Source organism: Stenotrophomonas sp. GD03777 (assembly GCF_029842485.1).
Taxonomy (GTDB): Bacteria; Pseudomonadota; Gammaproteobacteria; order Xanthomonadales; family Xanthomonadaceae; genus Stenotrophomonas; species Stenotrophomonas sepilia.
In genome coordinates, this window is record NZ_JAOCGL010000096.1 from 1 (window position 1) to 16024 (window position 16024).

The 16024-nt window shown below is 69.2% G+C and carries 15 protein-coding genes and 1 pseudogene; all 16 read right to left on the minus strand.

The window, feature by feature from the left end; translation table 11 throughout:
• Window positions 1-2609, minus strand: a 2609-nt coding sequence (locus N5E02_RS16755; protein WP_279946521.1) for an ankyrin repeat domain-containing protein, incomplete at its 3' end; no start/stop codon positions are given.
• The gene (locus N5E02_RS16760) at window positions 2602-2862 is read right to left on the minus strand and encodes a YcgL domain-containing protein (RefSeq protein ID WP_005420281.1); all 261 of its coding nucleotides are present in this window, start codon (window positions 2860-2862) and stop codon (window positions 2602-2604) included. The genes N5E02_RS16760 and N5E02_RS16755, both read right to left, overlap by 8 nt.
• 160 nt (window positions 2863-3022) lie before the next feature.
• A complete protein-coding gene (locus N5E02_RS16765; RefSeq protein WP_005420284.1) occupies window positions 3023-3463 on the minus strand; it encodes a hypothetical protein in 441 nt (146 codons plus the stop codon).
• A gap of 59 nt (window positions 3464-3522) precedes the next feature.
• Entirely contained in the window at window positions 3523-4761 is a 1239-nt protein-coding gene (locus N5E02_RS16770; RefSeq protein WP_005420285.1) for a beta-ketoacyl-ACP synthase, read from the minus strand.
• On the minus strand, window positions 4761-5492 hold the full coding sequence (locus N5E02_RS16775) for a 3-ketoacyl-ACP reductase FabG2 (protein ID WP_111174844.1): 732 nt from the start codon (window positions 5490-5492) through the stop codon (window positions 4761-4763). The genes N5E02_RS16770 and N5E02_RS16775 overlap by 1 nt, the downstream gene beginning before the upstream one ends.
• Entirely contained in the window at window positions 5489-5944 is a 456-nt protein-coding gene (locus N5E02_RS16780) for a hypothetical protein (protein WP_005420287.1), read from the minus strand. The genes N5E02_RS16775 and N5E02_RS16780 overlap by 4 nt, the downstream gene beginning before the upstream one ends.
• Window positions 5941-7125, minus strand: coding sequence for a beta-ketoacyl-ACP synthase (locus N5E02_RS16785; RefSeq protein WP_188239024.1), 1185 nt, complete (start codon window positions 7123-7125; stop codon window positions 5941-5943). Before N5E02_RS16785 ends, N5E02_RS16780 begins: the two co-directional genes overlap by 4 nt.
• Window positions 7122-7679: a DUF3261 domain-containing protein gene (locus N5E02_RS16790; RefSeq protein ID WP_005420289.1), complete on the minus strand. Its 558-nt coding sequence runs from the start codon at window positions 7677-7679 to the stop codon at window positions 7122-7124. The genes N5E02_RS16785 and N5E02_RS16790 overlap by 4 nt, the downstream gene beginning before the upstream one ends.
• On the minus strand, window positions 7667-8917 hold the full coding sequence (locus tag N5E02_RS16795) for an NAD(P)/FAD-dependent oxidoreductase (RefSeq protein WP_005420291.1): 1251 nt from the start codon (window positions 8915-8917) through the stop codon (window positions 7667-7669). Before N5E02_RS16795 ends, N5E02_RS16790 begins: the two co-directional genes overlap by 13 nt.
• Window positions 8918-8969: 52 nt before the next feature.
• Entirely contained in the window at window positions 8970-11324 is a 2355-nt protein-coding gene (locus N5E02_RS16800) for an MMPL family transporter (protein ID WP_279946522.1), read from the minus strand.
• Window positions 11317-11940, minus strand: coding sequence for an outer membrane lipoprotein carrier protein LolA (locus tag N5E02_RS16805; RefSeq protein WP_262220874.1), 624 nt, complete (start codon window positions 11938-11940; stop codon window positions 11317-11319). Before N5E02_RS16805 ends, N5E02_RS16800 begins: the two co-directional genes overlap by 8 nt.
• A 2-nt stretch (window positions 11941-11942) precedes the next feature.
• Window positions 11943-12374 (minus strand): acyl-CoA thioesterase, encoded by a 432-nt coding sequence (locus N5E02_RS16810; protein ID WP_279946523.1) that lies wholly within the window; start codon window positions 12372-12374, stop codon window positions 11943-11945.
• Entirely contained in the window at window positions 12361-13911 is a 1551-nt protein-coding gene (locus tag N5E02_RS16815) for an aromatic amino acid ammonia-lyase (RefSeq protein ID WP_139727997.1), read from the minus strand. The genes N5E02_RS16810 and N5E02_RS16815 overlap by 14 nt, the downstream gene beginning before the upstream one ends.
• Complete coding sequence (locus N5E02_RS16820; RefSeq protein ID WP_065177839.1) at window positions 13901-14842, minus strand: acyltransferase; 942 nt, start codon at window positions 14840-14842, stop codon at window positions 13901-13903. The genes N5E02_RS16815 and N5E02_RS16820 overlap by 11 nt, the downstream gene beginning before the upstream one ends.
• Window position 14843: 1 nt before the next feature.
• Entirely contained in the window at window positions 14844-15614 is a 771-nt protein-coding gene (locus tag N5E02_RS16825) for a glycosyltransferase family 2 protein (protein WP_065196793.1), read from the minus strand.
• Window positions 15604-16024 (minus strand): annotated as a pseudogene (locus N5E02_RS16830) (AMP-binding protein); the annotation flags it as partial. The gene N5E02_RS16825 and the pseudogene N5E02_RS16830, both read right to left, overlap by 11 nt.

A 16024-nucleotide genomic window follows, 5' to 3' on the forward strand; every position in this document is an offset into this window, starting at 1 on the left:
TGGCCGCCACCGGCAGCACGCAGCAGCGCGGTGCAGCCCTGTGCGTCGACGGCGTCGACGGCGAAGCCCAGATCGATCAGGCGGCGCACTGCATCGACGTCACCGGCCATTGCGGCGGCCGGCAGATCGGCCTCGCGCAGGGTGCGGCGCGGCAACGGCCACACCCGCCAATCGAGCCAGTCGGCCAGATCGCGGCGACCGATCGACAGCGCCACGCCCAGCGGTGTCTGGCCGTCGGCGGCACGTGCTTCCGGCGAGGCACCATGCTGCACCAGCAGCTTAAGCGCGCCTTCGCGGGCCAATGCGGTGGCCAGGTGCAGTGCGGTCATGCCGTGGCTGTCGCGTGCTTCGCGATCAACGCCGGCCTTGAGCAGGGCCTGCTGCAGCCGCAGCCACCCCAGGCGCACCGCCAGCGACAGCGGCGGATCGCCCGCCGGCGAGGCGGCGAACGGATCGGCGCCACGCTCAAGCAGTTCCAGTGCCAGCTGTTCCAGGCCACGCGCGGCCTGGTCGTGCTGTGCGCAGGCAGCAAGGAAGCGCGCCAGGCCACCGCGGCCGGCCGGCGACAGGCCGCGCTGCAGCATCACCTGCAACGCCGGCACCGCATCGATGCCGCGCGACAACAGCGCGAACATCGGCGTGTCGGAGCAGGCATCACGCACATAGGGATCGGCGCCGTGGCCCAGCAGCCAGTCCACCGCACGCGGTTCCAGCGCCAACTCCGGATCGAGCAGCAGCCCGCCCAGTTCCTCCGGTTGGCACAGCCTGGCCAGCGCCGCCATGCCGTCGGTGTTGCCGAAGCCCAGGGCCTCGCGCAGCAGGGTCAGCGGCGGACGGTCCGGCAGCAGGCCGCTGGCACTGGCTGCTTCGCCACGATCGGCCAGGCCATCACTGACCGCGGCCGGCAACGGATAGGACGGGTCCAGCAGGGCTACGATCGCCCAGCGGCCGGCCTCGGCGGCGTAGTCCACCGCACGGCGGCCGACCGGATCGGTGGCATCGGCCGCGATGCCCAGTTCGACCAGGCGCTTGATCAGCAGCGGCGAGACATCCTCGGCCATCGCCGCCAGCTGCACCGCATTGCGGCCTTCGCCGTCCACCGCGACCAGGTCCGGCTTGTGCGGCAGCAGGTGCTCGATCACGGCGGCGCGACCGGCACGGGCCGCTTCCAGCCACGGCGTACGCCCCAGTGCATCGCGCGCCTCCAGATTGGCGCCCGCGCCGAGCAGCACGCCGATGATCTCGACATGGCCGGCCAGGGCCGCCTCATGCAACGCACTGCGGCGCTGGCGATCGCGGGCGTCGGCCCGTGCCTTGTGCTTGAGCAGCAGCTGCACGCCCGCCGGATCGTCATCCTCGGTGGCGGCGGCGGCCAGCAGCACCGGGGTGCCATCGGCCGGTTCGCAGCGTGCACCGCGTTCGAGCAGGAAGCGGGCCAGACGCCAGTTGCCCACCTGGCAGGCCACCGCCAGCGGCGACCAGCCATCACGGTTCAGCGCATCGACTTCGGCAGCGGCATCGCGCAGCAGCGCGGCCACCCCCGGGTCGGAACTGCGTGCGGCATGGTGCAACGGGGTGTTGCCATCACTGTCGGTGGCACGCGAGTCGGCGCCGTTGGCGAGCAGGGTCATCACCGCTTCGGGGCGGCCATGCCAGCTGTCGCGGGTCGCCGCCAGCAGCGGGGTCATGCCCCGGTGCGGCGCATTCACATCGACGCCGCGGGCAATCAGTTCGCGCAGCAGGCGCAGGTCCGGCAGCACCGCGGCCAGCACCGCCAGGCTGCGCTGGTCACGCCAGTTCGGGTCCGGCAGCGCATACGGATCGGCACCGGCCTGCAGCAGCTGCAGGCCCCGGTCGATGCGGCCCTGGCGGGCGGCTTCATACAGCGCCGGTGTCAGTTCCTGCGGCGCCATCGCCTCCAGCGGCAGGGCGTCGGCCGCCGCTGCGAACATCGGTTCGGGTTCAGCGCTGGACGCCACCAACGGGCTGGAGCGCAACGACACCAGCGGCGCAGGCGCGACCCGCTGCAGCAGCAGGTGCAGCACCGGCGACAGCAGTACGACCGCCAGCGCGGCGGGCCAGCGCGCGCTTTCCGGCAACAGGCCCGGCCAGGCCGGCAGCACCACCAGCGCGGCCAGCGCAATGACCAGCGCGGCCACGCCGAGGCCACGCCAAGCAGTCAGGTCGCGCCCCGCCAGCGCCTGCCAGTGCTGGGCCAGGCTGCCATCCAGGCGTTCGACATCGTTCCACAATGGCCAGGTGCGCCAGGCCGCCAGCAGGCCGGCACTGACCAGTACGCTCAGGCCAAGCACTGCCGCCAGGCTGCCGCTGTCACGCAGCGCCGCGAGCGGCCAGGCCAGCAGCAGCGCCAGCAACAGCGGGGCGGCTGCCCACAATGCCAGCAGCGCCGGCATGTCCTGGCGTGCGACCACCTTCAGCGGCCGCAGCGCGCGGCTGCGGCGCCACCACGATATCGCCAGCGCGAACGCGGGCTGCGCCAGTGCGGCAAGGACCGCACCCGGAACGCCGCCCACGGCGGCGCCCAGCGCCAGCACCGCGCCCGCGGCGAAGGCAATTGACAGAATGCGCGGACGGGAGGCGTCAGTCATAGTGGCGCGGCATCAGGCTGGCCACCGACGGCGGCACCTGCAGGTAGAACCCGCGCTCGCTCATTTCGCTGCGGACCTTTTCCGGGTCAGCCTGCGCCAGGCGGCGCTGGGCATCCAGGACCACCTCCAGGACGAAGGCGAGCGTCCCCAGCGAGGTGAGCAGCGGCGCGGGCAGCGCGCTGAAATCATCGCGTCGGGGAACGTAGACGTAGGTGTCCGGCTTGAGTTGGCTTTTATAGACGTAGGCGTACATGTCCGCGGGACGATAACCCGGGAAGAGCCATGATTGTGTCGGAAAGCCGACACCGGGGAAAGCCGTCAGCCGACGATGGCGGCGCGATCGGCGGTGTTTCGCCTGCGGGGTTCAGCAATGTGGCGGCGACGTTCAGGCTGCGCCGCCGCCACACGGGCGCTTACTTGACCTTGGCGTAAGTGCCCTTCAGCGCGACACCCGCGAGGATGGCACCGGCGTAGCACTCGTAGTTGGTGCTGCTCTTGAACTCGTTCTTCTTGTAATAGCTGACGATGTCGACCACGGCGTTGGCGCCGCGCGACTTGGCACCGTCCTGCAGCGCGCGCAGTGCCGACAGCGCAACCCAGCGGCAGGCCTCGGCATCGCTCTTGTTGGCGGCGTTGGTCTTCTTGTTGGTCACGTCTTCGCCCAGGCGCTGCTGCACGCTGACCGGCTGGCCGGCCAGATAGAAACGCACGCTGCCGTCGATGCCGGCGTCCTTGGCGGCCTGCGAATTGACCAGTTCCTGCAGGGACTGTTCGACACGCGTGTCGCGGGCGGAAGCGGTGGAAGTCAGGGCCAGCAGCGCGGTAGCCGTGGCGATCATGAGAGTGCGGCGCATCGGAACATCTCCTTGTCGAGGGTGCGGGGGTAACGGGAACGGTGTGTTGGCGCAGTGGATCACTCGCTCCAGCGGCGGAACACCAGCGAGGTGTTGATGCCACCGAAGGCGAAGTTGTTGCTCATCACGTACTCGGCCTGCAGTTCGCGGCCCTGCCCGGTGATGAAGTCGAGCTGGCCACAGCGCGGGTCGACCGCGGCCAGGTTCAGGGTGGGCGCGAACCAGCCGGCACGCATCATCTGGATGCTCACCCAGGCCTCGAACGCGCCACAGGCACCCAGCATGTGGCCGACGTAGCTCTTCAGCGAGCTGATCGGCACGCGGCTGCCGAACACCTGTGCGGTGGCCTGGGTCTCGGCGATGTCGCCGTGGTCGGTGGCGGTGCCATGGGCGTTGACGTAGTCGATCTGCGCCGCGTCCAGGCCGGCGTCCTCCAATGCCAGGCGCATGGCCTGGGCCATGGTGTCGGCGCTGGGCTGGGTGACGTGCTGGCCATCGCTGTTGGTGCCGTAGCCGACCACCTCGGCAAGGATGGTGGCGCCGCGCGCCTGCGCGTGTTCCAGGTCTTCCAGGATCAGCGTGCAGGCGCCCTCGCCCAGCACCAGGCCATCGCGGCCGGCATCGAACGGGCGAGGCGTGGTCTGCGGCGCGTCGTTGCGCACGCTGGTGGCGAACAGCGTGTCGAACACCGCTGCAGCGGTGGCATCGAGTTGCTCGGCACCGCCGGCCACCATCACCGTCTGCTTGCCGCTGCGGATGGCTTCATAGGCCGCGCCCACACCCTGGCTGCCTGACGTGCAGGCGCTGGAGGTGGTGTACACGCGCCCGGACAGGCCGAAGAACACGCCGATGTTGACCGGCGCGGTGTGGCTCATCATCTTCAGATAGGTCGTGGCGCTGATGCCATCGGTGGTGAATTCGTTGAGCATGCGCCCGAATTCGCCGGTGGCCTCGTGGCTGCCGGACGAGGAGCCATAGGCCACGCCGGTACGGCCACTGCGCAGCACCGGATGCTCATTCAGGCCGGCCTCGCGCAGCGCCACCTCGGTGGCGCGCACCGACATGATCGCGACCTTGCCCATCGAGCGGGTGGTCTTGCGGTTGTAGTTCGGCGGCAGCTCGAAGTCCTGCGCCGGCGCGGCCAGCTTGGTGTTCAGCCCGGCATAGACATCCCACTCGGGCATCGCACGCACCGCGTTGCGGCAGCTGCGCAGGTGCGCTTCGATGGTCGGCCAGTCGTGGCCGAGTGGACTGATGGCAGCGGCGCCGGTAACCACCACGCGACGATCGGCGGCCATCAGAGCATGCCTCCGTTCACCGAGATCACCTGGCGGGTGATGTAGCCGGCCGGTTCGGACAGCAGGAACGCCACGGTAGCCGCCACTTCGTCCGGGCGGCCAACGCGGCCGGCGGGAATCAGCTTGAGCGCGTGTTCAACCACTTCGTCGTTGAGCATTTCGGTCTCGATCAGGCCCGGGGCCACGCAGTTGACGGTGATCTGGCGGCTGGCCAGTTCCAGCGCCAGGGCCTTGGTGGCGCCGATGATGCCGGCCTTGGCGGCACTGTAGTTGACCTGCCCGCGGTTGCCGGCCAGTCCGGAGACCGACGACAGGGTGACGATGCGGCCCGGCTTGCGCCGCCGCACCATCGGCATGATCAGCGGATGCAGCACGTTGTAGAAGCCATCCAGGTTGGTGTGGATGACCTGGTCCCAATCGTCCGCTGACAGCGCCGGGAAGGCGCCATCGCGGGCGATGCCGGCATTGCAGACCACGCCGTAGTAAGCGCCGTGCGCTTCGACATCGGCCTCCAGAGCGGCCCGCGCAGACGCGCGGTCGGCCACGTCGAACACCAGCACGCGGCCCTGCTGGCCCAGTGCCTGGATCTCGGCGACCACCGCCTGTGCTTCATCCACGCGGCTGCGGCAATGCACCACCACGTCGAAGCCATCGCGCGCGATGCGCAGCGCGATGGCCCGGCCGATGCCCCGGCTGGCGCCGGTCACCAGCACGCTTCGATTCCCTGTCATGCCTGTCCACTCTCCAGATAGGCCATCGCGTCGGCCGGTTCGAACACCGACACGTTGGCTGTCGCCCATTCTTCCTCGCCTGCCAGGATGCGGCAGGCGAACATCCCCAATCCATTGTCACCCAACAGCTCGCAGCGCGCCTGTACGCGCAGCCGCGAACCGCTGGGGAAGCTGCTGCGCGCGCTGCTGTAGCGGCGGCTGCCGAGCAGGAAGCCCAGCTGCGGTGGCCTGCCGGCCGCACGCGCTCGGCAACCGGCCCAGGCCGCGATGGCCTGCGCCATGTACTCGATGCCGACCCATGCCGGCACCTGGTCATCCTCGACGAACAGGCCGGCCTCGGGCACCACCAGTTCGGCCTCGATGGCGTCCTGGTCCCACTGCGTGATGCGCTCCAGCAGGCACATGTCCTGGCGGTGCGGCACCACGTCTTCGATCGCGTACAGCGTGTTCATCGACGCTCCAGTGCCAGCACGGCATTGCTGCCGCCGAAGGCGAACGAATTGCTCAGCACCCGCCGTGGCGGCTGCGCAAGGCGCGTGCCCGGTGCGACCAGCGGCAGCACCGGCAGTGCCGGGTCGGCCACGCCGTCCCACCAGTGCGGCGGCAGCAGCTGCTGCGGGTTCTCGGCCAGCACGATCCAGCACAGCGCCGCCTCGATGGCACCCGAGGCACCCAGCGTATGGCCGGTCAACGGCTTGGTCGAACTGGCCGGCACGTGGCTGCCCAGCACCTGCGACACGGCCAGGCTTTCCATCGCATCGTTGTGGCCGGTCGCGGTCCCATGCAGGTTCACATAGTCCACTTCGCCGGCGGCCCAGCCAGCACGCTGCAGCGCCTGCTGCAGGGCGTCGATGGCGCCCAGGCCCTGCGGGTCCGGGGCGGACATATGGTGGGCGTCGGCCGACTCGCCCCACCCCGCCAGGCATACCGGGCCGGGTTCGCGGGTGAGCAGGAACAGCGCGGCGCCTTCGCCGATGTTGATACCAGTACGATGCTGCGAGAACGGATTGCAACGTTGGGCCGAGACCGATTCCAGCGCGCTGAAGCCGGCCACGGTGAAGCGGCACAGCGAATCGGCGCCACCGGCGATCACCGCATCGACGATGCCGGCGCGCAGCATGCGTGCGGCCGACATCAGCGCCTTGGCACTGGACGAGCAGGCAGTGGACAGGGTCCATGCCGGCCCCTGTGCGCCACTGCGCTGGCGCACGAACTGCGCGGCGGTGCCCATTTCCTGCTGGGCGTAATCAAAGCCCTGCGGCCACTGGCCCTGTTCGGCATGGCTGCGCAATGCCTGCTCGGATTCACCAATGCCCGAGGTGCTGGTGCCCAGCACCACCGCTACGCGCTCGGCGCCATGGCGGGCGATCGCCGCGGCCACTGCCGGCGCGATCTGAGCCAATGCCACGTCCAGCAGGGCATTGTTGCGCCCGCGCAGGGCCACCGGCAGGTCATCCAGCGCCGGCAGCGGCGTGCGTACTTCCCCCAGCGCCAGGGTGCGCCCCGGCAACAGGCTCTCGTTGTCGCTGAGCCCGCCCGGCGCGTCGGCGAACAGTGCCGACGTCACGGCGGCGCGGTCAGCGCCGAGTGCACAGACCACACCCAGGTCGTTCAGGTAGATCGGTGCGCTCATCGGTCCGGCCCGGCCATGTCGATCGATTCGATGCGCAGCGCATAGCCTTCGGCGCGGTTGTCCAGCTGCACGCTGCCATCGTCCAGCCGCTGCAGGTGCAGCCACACGGTGCCCTCACGCGACAGGCTGCGCTGATGGCCATCATCACTGACCTGCCAGCCCGCCGGCAGCACGGCGGCAATGGCCGCGGTCGGCCACAGCGCGAACTGCAGGTCATCCAGCACGCGCTCGGCGCGCACCTGCGGTGGCAGCCATGGCGCGCGCTGCTGGGTCAGCTGCTGGCCGTCCCATTGCAGGCGCACGCCGGTCTGGCCCATCGCCTGCACGGCCAGCTGCACCTGCTGGGCGTCGGCTTCCAGCAGCGCGTCGAGATCGCGCTCATGCGTGCCGAAGCGGAAATGCAGCTGCTGCTGCAGCGCCAGCGGCGCCGGCAGGCTGGCCGGCGCCAGGCGCAGCGGCGGCAGTTCCACCTGCGGTTTCGGCATGCGGCCGGCACAGGCGGCCAGCAGCAGGCACAGCAGCAGCACCGCAGTACGGGCAATCACGCGCCGCACAGCTGCTCCAGCACGCGCATGCGGCGGCCGCTGTCGTCGGCCACGTAAGGGTTGTTGGTGTCCCAGGCGTAGCCGGCCAGGATGGAGCTGATCATGTCGCGCACTTCGGGCTGCTGTTGCGGGTGGTAGATGATCTTCTGGAAACCGCCCTCGTACCAGCTTTCGACGAAGCGCCGGAAGGTCTTCACGCCGGCACGCAGCGGGATCGAGAACTCGGCCTCCCAGTCCACGGCCTGGCCGGCATAGCGGCGCTTGAGGCATTCACTGGCGAGCTGCGCGGACTTGAAGGCAATGGTCACGCCGGAGGAGAACACCGGATCGAGGAACTCGCCGGCGTTGCCCAGCAACGCGTAGCCGGGCCCCCACAGCGAACTGACGTTGGCCGAATAGCCGGTGATGCGGCGCACCGGCAGCACCGCCCATTCGGCGTTGGCCAGCAGCCCGGTCAGGTTGGGGTCCTCGCCGACGATGGCCTGCAGCTTCTGCAGGTCGTCACCCTCGTAGCGCTCGAAGAACGACGGCTCGGCGACCACGCCCAGCGAACAGCAGCCGTTGGAGAACGGAATCGTCCAGTACCAGACGTCGATGTGCTCGGGGTGGGTGGTGATCAGGATCTTGTTGCGGTCGAAGTCCGCTTCGGCCGGAATGTTGTCGCGCACGTGGCAGAAGATCGCGCCGCGCACCGGGAAGTTGGACGGCGACTCCAGCTGCAGCAACCGCGGCAGCAGCCGCGCGAAACCGGAGGCATCGAGGATGAAATCGGCCTCGATGCGGTATTCACTGCCGTCCGGGCGGCGCACCGTCACCGCCGGTTGCTCGCCCGGCTCGACCGCAAGCACTTCGTCGCCGAAGCGCAGCGTGGTGCCCATGCGCTCGGCACCGCGTGCCAGCACGTTGTCGAAGTCGGCGCGCTGCACCTGGTAGGTGGTGCCCCAACCCGGCGAGAACTTCTTCCTGAAGTCGAATGCAGTGCGCGCTTCGCCGTGCACGAAGGCGGCACCGTTCTTGTACTGGAAGCCCGCCTCGACCACATCCTGCAGCAGGCCGGCCGCCTCGATGTACTCCATGCTCTGCGGCAGCAGGCTTTCGCCGATGGAGAAGCGTGGGAACTGCTGGCGTTCCAGCATCAGCACCTGGCGGCCCTGCTGGCGCAGCATCGCCGCAGCCACCGAACCGGCCGGGCCCGCGCCGATGATCAGGATTTCAGTACGTTCGACAGCATCCACAGCAGTGTTCATCGGTGCGTCCTTGTTGCTCGATCAAGTGGAAAGAAGGAAGTCGGAAACAGGTTCAGGCCGGCGGCAGATCGTGCGGCGGCGGACGGAACAGCGGCGAGATCAGCCAGACCAGGCCGATGCCGAACAGCAGGGTCAGGCCGAACGCGCGCAACGCTGGGGTCTGCGACAGGCCCAGCAGGCCGAACGACAGCCAGGTGCTGGCCGCGCCCACGCACACGGCCAGCCAGGCACTGGCGTCGCCGCGGTGCTCGATCAGGAAAATGCCGTAGTCGATGCCCATGCCCAGCAACAGCATCAGTGCCAGCACGTTGAACAGCTGCAGTGGCTGGCCGAACAGGCCCAGCAGGCCCAGGGTCAGCGCACCGGCAATCAGGGTCGGCGCGAACACGCGCCAGGCCTGGCGGCGATAGCGCAGCCACAGCGCGCCGAACACCAGCACGATGCCGACCAGCAGCAGCCCGCCCATCAGCTTGCGGTAGTGGCCCAGCAGCTGCGAGAAGTCGGCGGTGCGGTCCACCCAGCGCACACCCGGCAGGCCTTCGGCCGCCCCGCGCAGGGTGGCCAGCGCATCAGCGCGCGACAGGTCATCGACCATCACCACGCTGATCATCTGCCCGCCGACCTCGCCCACCCACAGGTGGCGGAACGGCTGCGAGGCCGGCGAGGCCAGGAACGCCTCCGCGGTCAGCGGCGTAGCGGCGAAATCCGGGCGCGGCAGCGGTTCGCCGACCGCCTCGGACACCGCGTCCAGCACGCCCGGTTCCACCTTGGCGGTCAGCGCCGCATCGGCCTGCTGGCGCGCTGGCGACGGCAGCCAGTCGCTGATCGCACGGTAGCCACCAATGCGCTTGTCGTTGGCCAGTACACGCAGGCGTTCGGTCAGCGCTTCTTCGCGCTGCAGCAGCTGTGCGGCGTCACTGCCCTGCACCAGGTAGAACTGCGCCGGGCTGGGCATGCCCAGCAGCTGGCTCAGGCGGATCTGCTGGGCCATCAACGCCGGCGGCGAGGACTGCAGGCTGCGCAGGTCGTCGTTGCTGTTCAGGCGGGCAATGCCGATGGCAGACAGCGCCAGCGTGATCACCACGAACACCGTCACCGGCCGGCGGCCATGCAACCGCGGGAAGCGCTCCAGCGTGTTGCCCAGCCACTGCGAGAAACGGGTCTGGCGGATCTCACCGCCATCCAGCCACGGGAACCAGAAAATCACCGTAAGGAAGGCGGCGGCCAGGCCGACCACCGAGAACAATGCCATCTGGCGCAGGCCCGGGAACGGGGCCAGGCCCAGTGCCAGGTAGGCCAGCGCGCTGGTCAGCAGGGCCAGCCACAGGCCGGGCAGCAGGTGCCGCAGCAGCTTCCAGCGACGATCGGCCGGTTCGGCCTGGCGCGAAGCGAACCAATGGATGCCGTAGTCCTCGGCCACGCCCACCAGCGACGCGCCGAACACCAGGGTGAGCACGTGCACCTTGCCGAACACCAGTACGGTCACCGCCAGCGCCACGCCGCAGCCGATCAGCAGTGAGGCGGCGACCAGCAGGATCGGCCGCAGCGAACGGAACGCCAGCCACACCAGCAGCAGCACCGCGGCCAGCGAGCCCCAGCCGATCGTGTTGATCTCCTGGTTGGCCTGCACTGCGGCCGCTTCGGCATGCAGCGGTACGCCGGCATGCAGGATTTCCAGCTCGGGCGCCGCCGCCCTGGCGGCCTGCCCGGCACGTTCCAGCAGGCCATCGAGATGGCGCTCGCCGTCAAGCTGGAACGCCGAACCCGGCGTATCGAACTGCAGCGCGGCCCAATGCTTGCCCTCGGCTTCGAGCAGGCCATCATCGCCCAGCCGCAACCCCGACCCCTGCGCCTGCTGCTGCCACCATTGCGGCCACAGCGAGAGCGGGTCTTGCCGCCAATCGGTCAGGCGCGGTGCGCCCATCGGACCGTACAGCGCAGCCAACGCCTGCTCGGCCAACGCGCCCGGCTCGCTGCCCTGCAGCTGCTCGCGCTGGGCCGGGGTCAGCAGGCGGTCGCGGTACGGCGCGTAGAACGCGCGCGCCTCGTCGAACCAGCCTTCGATCGAACCACTGGGCACCAGCAACGCGCTGTCGGCATCCGCCGCCATCGCCGCAGCGAACGCCGCCTGTGCGCGCTTGGCGGCGGCGCCATCCTTGCTGCCCAGCAGCACCACCACCTGGCGCGAGCTGCCGTCGGCGATGCGCCGGGTGACGTCACTCAACAGGCGGTCATGCGCGTCCTGCGGCAGCAGGGCGAGGATGTCGGTGTCGATCCGCGACTGCTGGCTCCACAGGCGCCATTGCTGCGCACCTAATACCAGCAGGAGCACCAGCCAGGCGATGCCCAGCCAGTGCCACCAGCGCCGCAACCGGTCCGGCCCGTTCGATGCTGCCCCCTCACTCAAAGCGGCGTGCCTCGTCGGCGGTGAGCGTGGCCGGCGCTTCGCTCAGTGCACTGAACTGGATGTGCGTGCGGTCCTTGTTGGCCTCGACGATCTCGACCTGGCGCACGTAGCGGTCACCTTGCAGGGTCAGCGACTGGAACGCCTTGGCCAGCATCGCCGACTTCGGCGTCAGCCGCAGCCGCCAGCCCTGCCCTTCACGGCTGGCCGCCACGTTGAACTGGCCGGACAGCGCCTGCACGTCGCCACTCATCAGCGCGAACATGATCGCGTTCACCGAACGCATCGCCGGCTGCTGCCGTGCATCGAGCTCGACACGGGTGCTGCCATCGCGCTGGCGGCTGAGGATACGGTCGGCGGTGACCACCACTTCGGAGGGGAACGGCTTGAGCGTGGTCCAGATCACGCCGTGCTGGCGCGCGACCACGAACTGGCCCTGCGAGCGCAGCGGGTTCTTGAAGCCGCTGACCTGCTTTTCCTGGCTGAACTGGCCGCGCAGCACGTCCGGCCGCGCCACCGCCTGGGTGATCGCATCGATGGCGGGGTCGGCGGCCTGCACCTGCGGTGCGGCAATGAACATCAGCGCGCACAGCAGCACGCTGGAAAGACGGACAAGCATGTTCACGGCGCAGGCACTCCCAGGCGTTCCCACAGTACCGGCGGGCACTGGTACAGCATTTCCCTGCTGGCCGCGTCCACCGCGACCTGGATGGTCATCGCGCGGGTCAGTACCTGGCCGCTTTCCGCATCAAGGATCTCGTACTCGATCTTCAGCCGGTTCTCCCATTCCACGATGCGCGCAATCACGCGCAAGGCCTGGTTGAACAGCAGCGGGCGCACGTACTTCACCCGGGCATCGACCACCGGCCACAGGTAGCCCGATTCGAGCATCTGCGGGTAGTCGTAGTCATAGCGCCCGAGCAGCGCGCAGCGCGCGATCTCGAAGTACTTGAAGTAGTTGCCATGCCAGACCACGTTCATCGGATCGCAGTCATGGAAGGCGGGGGTCAGCGCAACCTCGCCGACCCGTTCGATGGCCTCATTCACCGGCATACAGCTCCCAACGTTGCGCGCGGATCTCCACCAGCAGTTCCCGCAGTTCGCGATCCAGCGCGCGGTCTTCTTCAACCAGGGCGATGCGCTGCCCCAGGTCGGCGTACATGTCGGCCAGACTGCCATGCAGCTGCGCGTTCAGGCCAACCCGTTCGCGCAGCGCCAGGCCCTGGCGGGCGGCGATCAGCATCGCGGCCACCACCTGTTCAGTCAGCTCGATCACGCGCAGGCAGTCGCGCGCGGCGATGGTGCCCATGCTGACCTTGTCCTGGTTGTGGCACTCGGTGGAGCGCGAAAACACGCTGGCCGGCAGGGTCTGCTTCAGCGCTTCGGCCGTCCAGGCCGACACGCTGATCTGCAGCGCCTTCAGGCCGTGGTTGATGGCCGCGCGCGGGCCCGTGGCCGCCGACAGGTTGGCCGGCAGGCCATGGTTGTAGCGGGCATCGACCACCAGCGCCAACTGGCGGTCGAGCAGATCGGCCACGTTGGCTACGGTGTTCTTCAGGGTGTCCATCGCCAGCGCGATGTGGCCGCCGTAGAAGTGGCCGCCATGCAGGATGCGCTCGCCATCGGCATCGATCAGCGGATTGTCGTTGGCGCTGTTCAGTTCGGTTTCGATCAGCTGGCGCAGGAACGGCAGGCTGTCCTCCAGCACGCCGATCACGTGCGGCGCGCAGCGCAGCGAGTAGCGGTCCTGCAGGCGCTGTTCATTGCGCGGCGGACGCTCGCTGTGCAGGTCGCTGCGCAGACGCGCGGCGATGCGGCCCTGGCCCGGATGCGGCTTGGCCGCGAACAGGGTTTCGTCGAAGTGGTGCGCGTTGCCGTCGCTGGCCAGCACGTTGAACGCGGTCAGGCGCGTGGCCATGCGCGCCAGGTAGTCGGCGCGCTGCCAGGCCAGGCAGGCCAGGCCGGTCATCACCGCTGTGCCGTTCATGATCGCCAGGCCTTCCTTCGGCCGCAGCTTCAGCGGGGTCATGCCGATCTTCGCCAGCACCTCGGCCGCCGGCTGCACGCGGCCATCGTGCAGCACCTCGCGCTCGCCACACAGTACCGCAGCCACGTACGACAGCGGGGTCAGGTCGCCGCTGGCACCGACCGAGCCTTCGGCCGGGATCATCGGCAGCACATCGTGCTGCAGCAGCGTGGCCAGGCCTTCCAGCAGCGGCACGCTGACACCGGACATGCCGCGCACCAGCGATGCCAGGCGCGCGGCCAGCACCGCACGGGTCTCGACCGGGTCCAGGTAGCGGCCCAGGCCGCAGCCATGGTAGGTGTACAGGTGGTGCGGCAGTTCAGCCACCAGTGCCGGCGGGATGTTCACCGTGCACGAATCGCCATAGCCGGTGGTCACACCGTAGATCACGCCATCCTCGCGCAGCAGGCGGTCAAGGAAGTCGGCACCGCGCTGGATGTGTGCGCGGAACGCCGGCGCGTCGCTCAGTGCGCCCTCGCACTGGCGCTGGGCCAGGGCAACCACGTCTTCGATGGTCAACGGTGCATCGCCAAAGCGGCACACGGGTACGGCGTCAGTCGTCATGCGGAGCCTGATCCCAGAAGGGGAAGAAATTGAACCAGTCCAACGGGGACTGGATGACCTGGAGTTCCAGCCAGCGCGCGAAGCGCTGTGCCTGTTCGGCAAGTGCCGCGTCGCGCGAGCCGCGCGGCAGCACGATGCGTTCGGCGAATTGTTCAAATGCCACGCGATAGCCCTCGCCCTGGTGCAGGCAGGCCATGGTGTAGACCGGGCAGCCCAGCGCCGCGGCCAGCACATAGGCGCCGATCGGGAATGGCGCGCGATGGCCGAGGAAATCGGCGGTGACGCTGCGGCCGCCCTGCACCGGCGTGCGGTCGCCGACGATGGCGACGAAGCCACCGGCCGCCACGCGCTCGGCCAGCATCACCGCGGTGGCCGGCCCCATTTCGGTCACCTGCACCAGCTCCACCGCCGCCAGCGGGTCCAGCCGCTGCAGCAGGCGGTTGAAGCGCTGCGCATGCGCCGTATGCACCAGCACGGTGATGCGGAACCCCGGCACCTGTTCGGCCAGCACCTGGCACAGTTCCAGGCAGCCGATGTGCGCGGTGAGGATCAGACCGCCTTCGCGGCGCGCGATCTTCTGCAGCACCAGGTCGCGGTGCAGGTGAATACGGTTGGCCGGGTAGCGCCCGCCCAGGCCGAGGATCTTGTCCAGCATCGTGTCGGCGAAGGCGAAGAAGTGGCACAGGCTGTCGCGCCGGGTCGGCGCGCGGCCGAGCACACCGCTGTATGCCTGCAGCCGCTGCAGGTACTGCATCGAGGCCTGTCGCCCCACACGGTTGCCCAGCCAATGGCAGGCCACCACCGGCCACGCGCACAGGCGGAATGGCCAGCGCCCGAACCAGCGGTGCACCCAGCACAGGAACAGCACGCCGGCCACCGACGTCGATTCGCCGATATCGGCCCAGTGCGGGGCATCCTGCGCGGTCGCCATCTCAGCGCTGCCCCTGCAGGCGGCGCCACAGCAGCCGCGGTGCGCGCCAGAGCATGCCGAAGAACAGGCGGGTGTGCATGCGGCTGATGCGCACGTTGTCGCGCCACACATCGAAGTGCGACACGCCATCGGCGGGATAGGTCACGCGCGTGGCCAGGTGCTCGACCGGCAGCTGGCGCCAGTACAGGCGCACCATCACTTCAGTATCGAAATCCATGCGCCGGCCGATGGTCTCTTCACCGATCAGGCGCAGCACCGGTGGCAGTGGATACACCCGGAAGCCGCACATGGTGTCGCGCAGGTGCAGCGACAGCGTGTTGATCCAGACCCAGACGTGGGTGGCGTAGCGGCCATACAGGCGTGCCTTGGGAACACTGGCGTCGTAGGCCGGAATGCCGCAGATCACCGCGTCGGGATGCACACGCGCGGCCTCGATGAAGCGTGGCAGGTCAGCGGTATCGTGCTGGCCGTCTGCGTCGATCTGCAGCACGTGGCTGTAGCCACGCGCGCCGGCTTCAGCAAAACCGGCCAGCATCGCCCCACCCTTGCCCTGGTTGGCGTCCAGGCGCAGCAGGTCAACGCCCTGGCGCTGTGCCAGCGTGCGCAGCACCGCCGCGCACGCCTCATGCGAACCATCGTCGACCAACAGGCAAGGCAGGCCAGCGGCCTGCACACCGTCGACCACCGCCACGATGGCGTGCTCGTGGTCGTAGACGGGAATCACCACCAGTGGCGCGAACGCGGCACCGGCAACGGCCGGGTCAGTCCGCATCGGCGAAGACCACCTTGCCGCTGGCATGCACACCGTGGCTGGAGGTATAGCGGAAGGCCAACACGTTGCGTGCGGCATCCCAGTCCAGCTGCAGGGTCAACTCATCGCCGGGGCGGGCCACGTGCTGGAACTTCACCGCGTCCATGCGCAGGAACGCGCGCGGCATCGCAAATGCCTGGCGGCCGAAACGCATCGCCCAGTCCAACTGCGCAACACCGGGCAGGATCGCCGCCTGCGGGAAGTGGCCCTGGAACGGCCGCAGCGCCGGGTCGAGGGTCATGCGCAGCGTGGCGCTGGCGGCGTCGCGGCGGTCCCAGACCGGCACCGGCATCAGTGGCTGGAACAGCGCCGCCAATGCCGCCTGGGTCACCTTGCCCTGCGCGTTGATCGGCAACGCCTGCACCAGGCGC

Coding starts and splice junctions, on each gene's coding strand:
- N5E02_RS16760 (WP_005420281.1), bottom strand. CDS start 2,862: ATGTACGCCTACGTCTATAAAAGCCAACTCAAGCCGGACACCTACGTC.
- N5E02_RS16765 (WP_005420284.1), bottom strand. CDS start 3,463: ATGCGCCGCACTCTCATGATCGCCACGGCTACCGCGCTGCTGGCCCTG.
- N5E02_RS16770 (WP_005420285.1), bottom strand. CDS start 4,761: ATGGCCGCCGATCGTCGCGTGGTGGTTACCGGCGCCGCTGCCATCAGT.
- N5E02_RS16775 (WP_111174844.1), bottom strand. CDS start 5,492: ATGACAGGGAATCGAAGCGTGCTGGTGACCGGCGCCAGCCGGGGCATC.
- N5E02_RS16780 (WP_005420287.1), bottom strand. CDS start 5,944: ATGAACACGCTGTACGCGATCGAAGACGTGGTGCCGCACCGCCAGGAC.
- N5E02_RS16785 (WP_188239024.1), bottom strand. CDS start 7,125: ATGAGCGCACCGATCTACCTGAACGACCTGGGTGTGGTCTGTGCACTC.
- N5E02_RS16795 (WP_005420291.1), bottom strand. CDS start 8,917: ATGAACACTGCTGTGGATGCTGTCGAACGTACTGAAATCCTGATCATC.
- N5E02_RS16805 (WP_262220874.1), bottom strand. CDS start 11,940: ATGCTTGTCCGTCTTTCCAGCGTGCTGCTGTGCGCGCTGATGTTCATT.
- N5E02_RS16810 (WP_279946523.1), bottom strand. CDS start 12,374: ATGCCGGTGAATGAGGCCATCGAACGGGTCGGCGAGGTTGCGCTGACC.
- N5E02_RS16815 (WP_139727997.1), bottom strand. CDS start 13,911: ATGACGACTGACGCCGTACCCGTGTGCCGCTTTGGCGATGCACCGTTG.
- N5E02_RS16820 (WP_065177839.1), bottom strand. CDS start 14,842: ATGGCGACCGCGCAGGATGCCCCGCACTGGGCCGATATCGGCGAATCG.
- N5E02_RS16825 (WP_065196793.1), bottom strand. CDS start 15,614: ATGCGGACTGACCCGGCCGTTGCCGGTGCCGCGTTCGCGCCACTGGTG.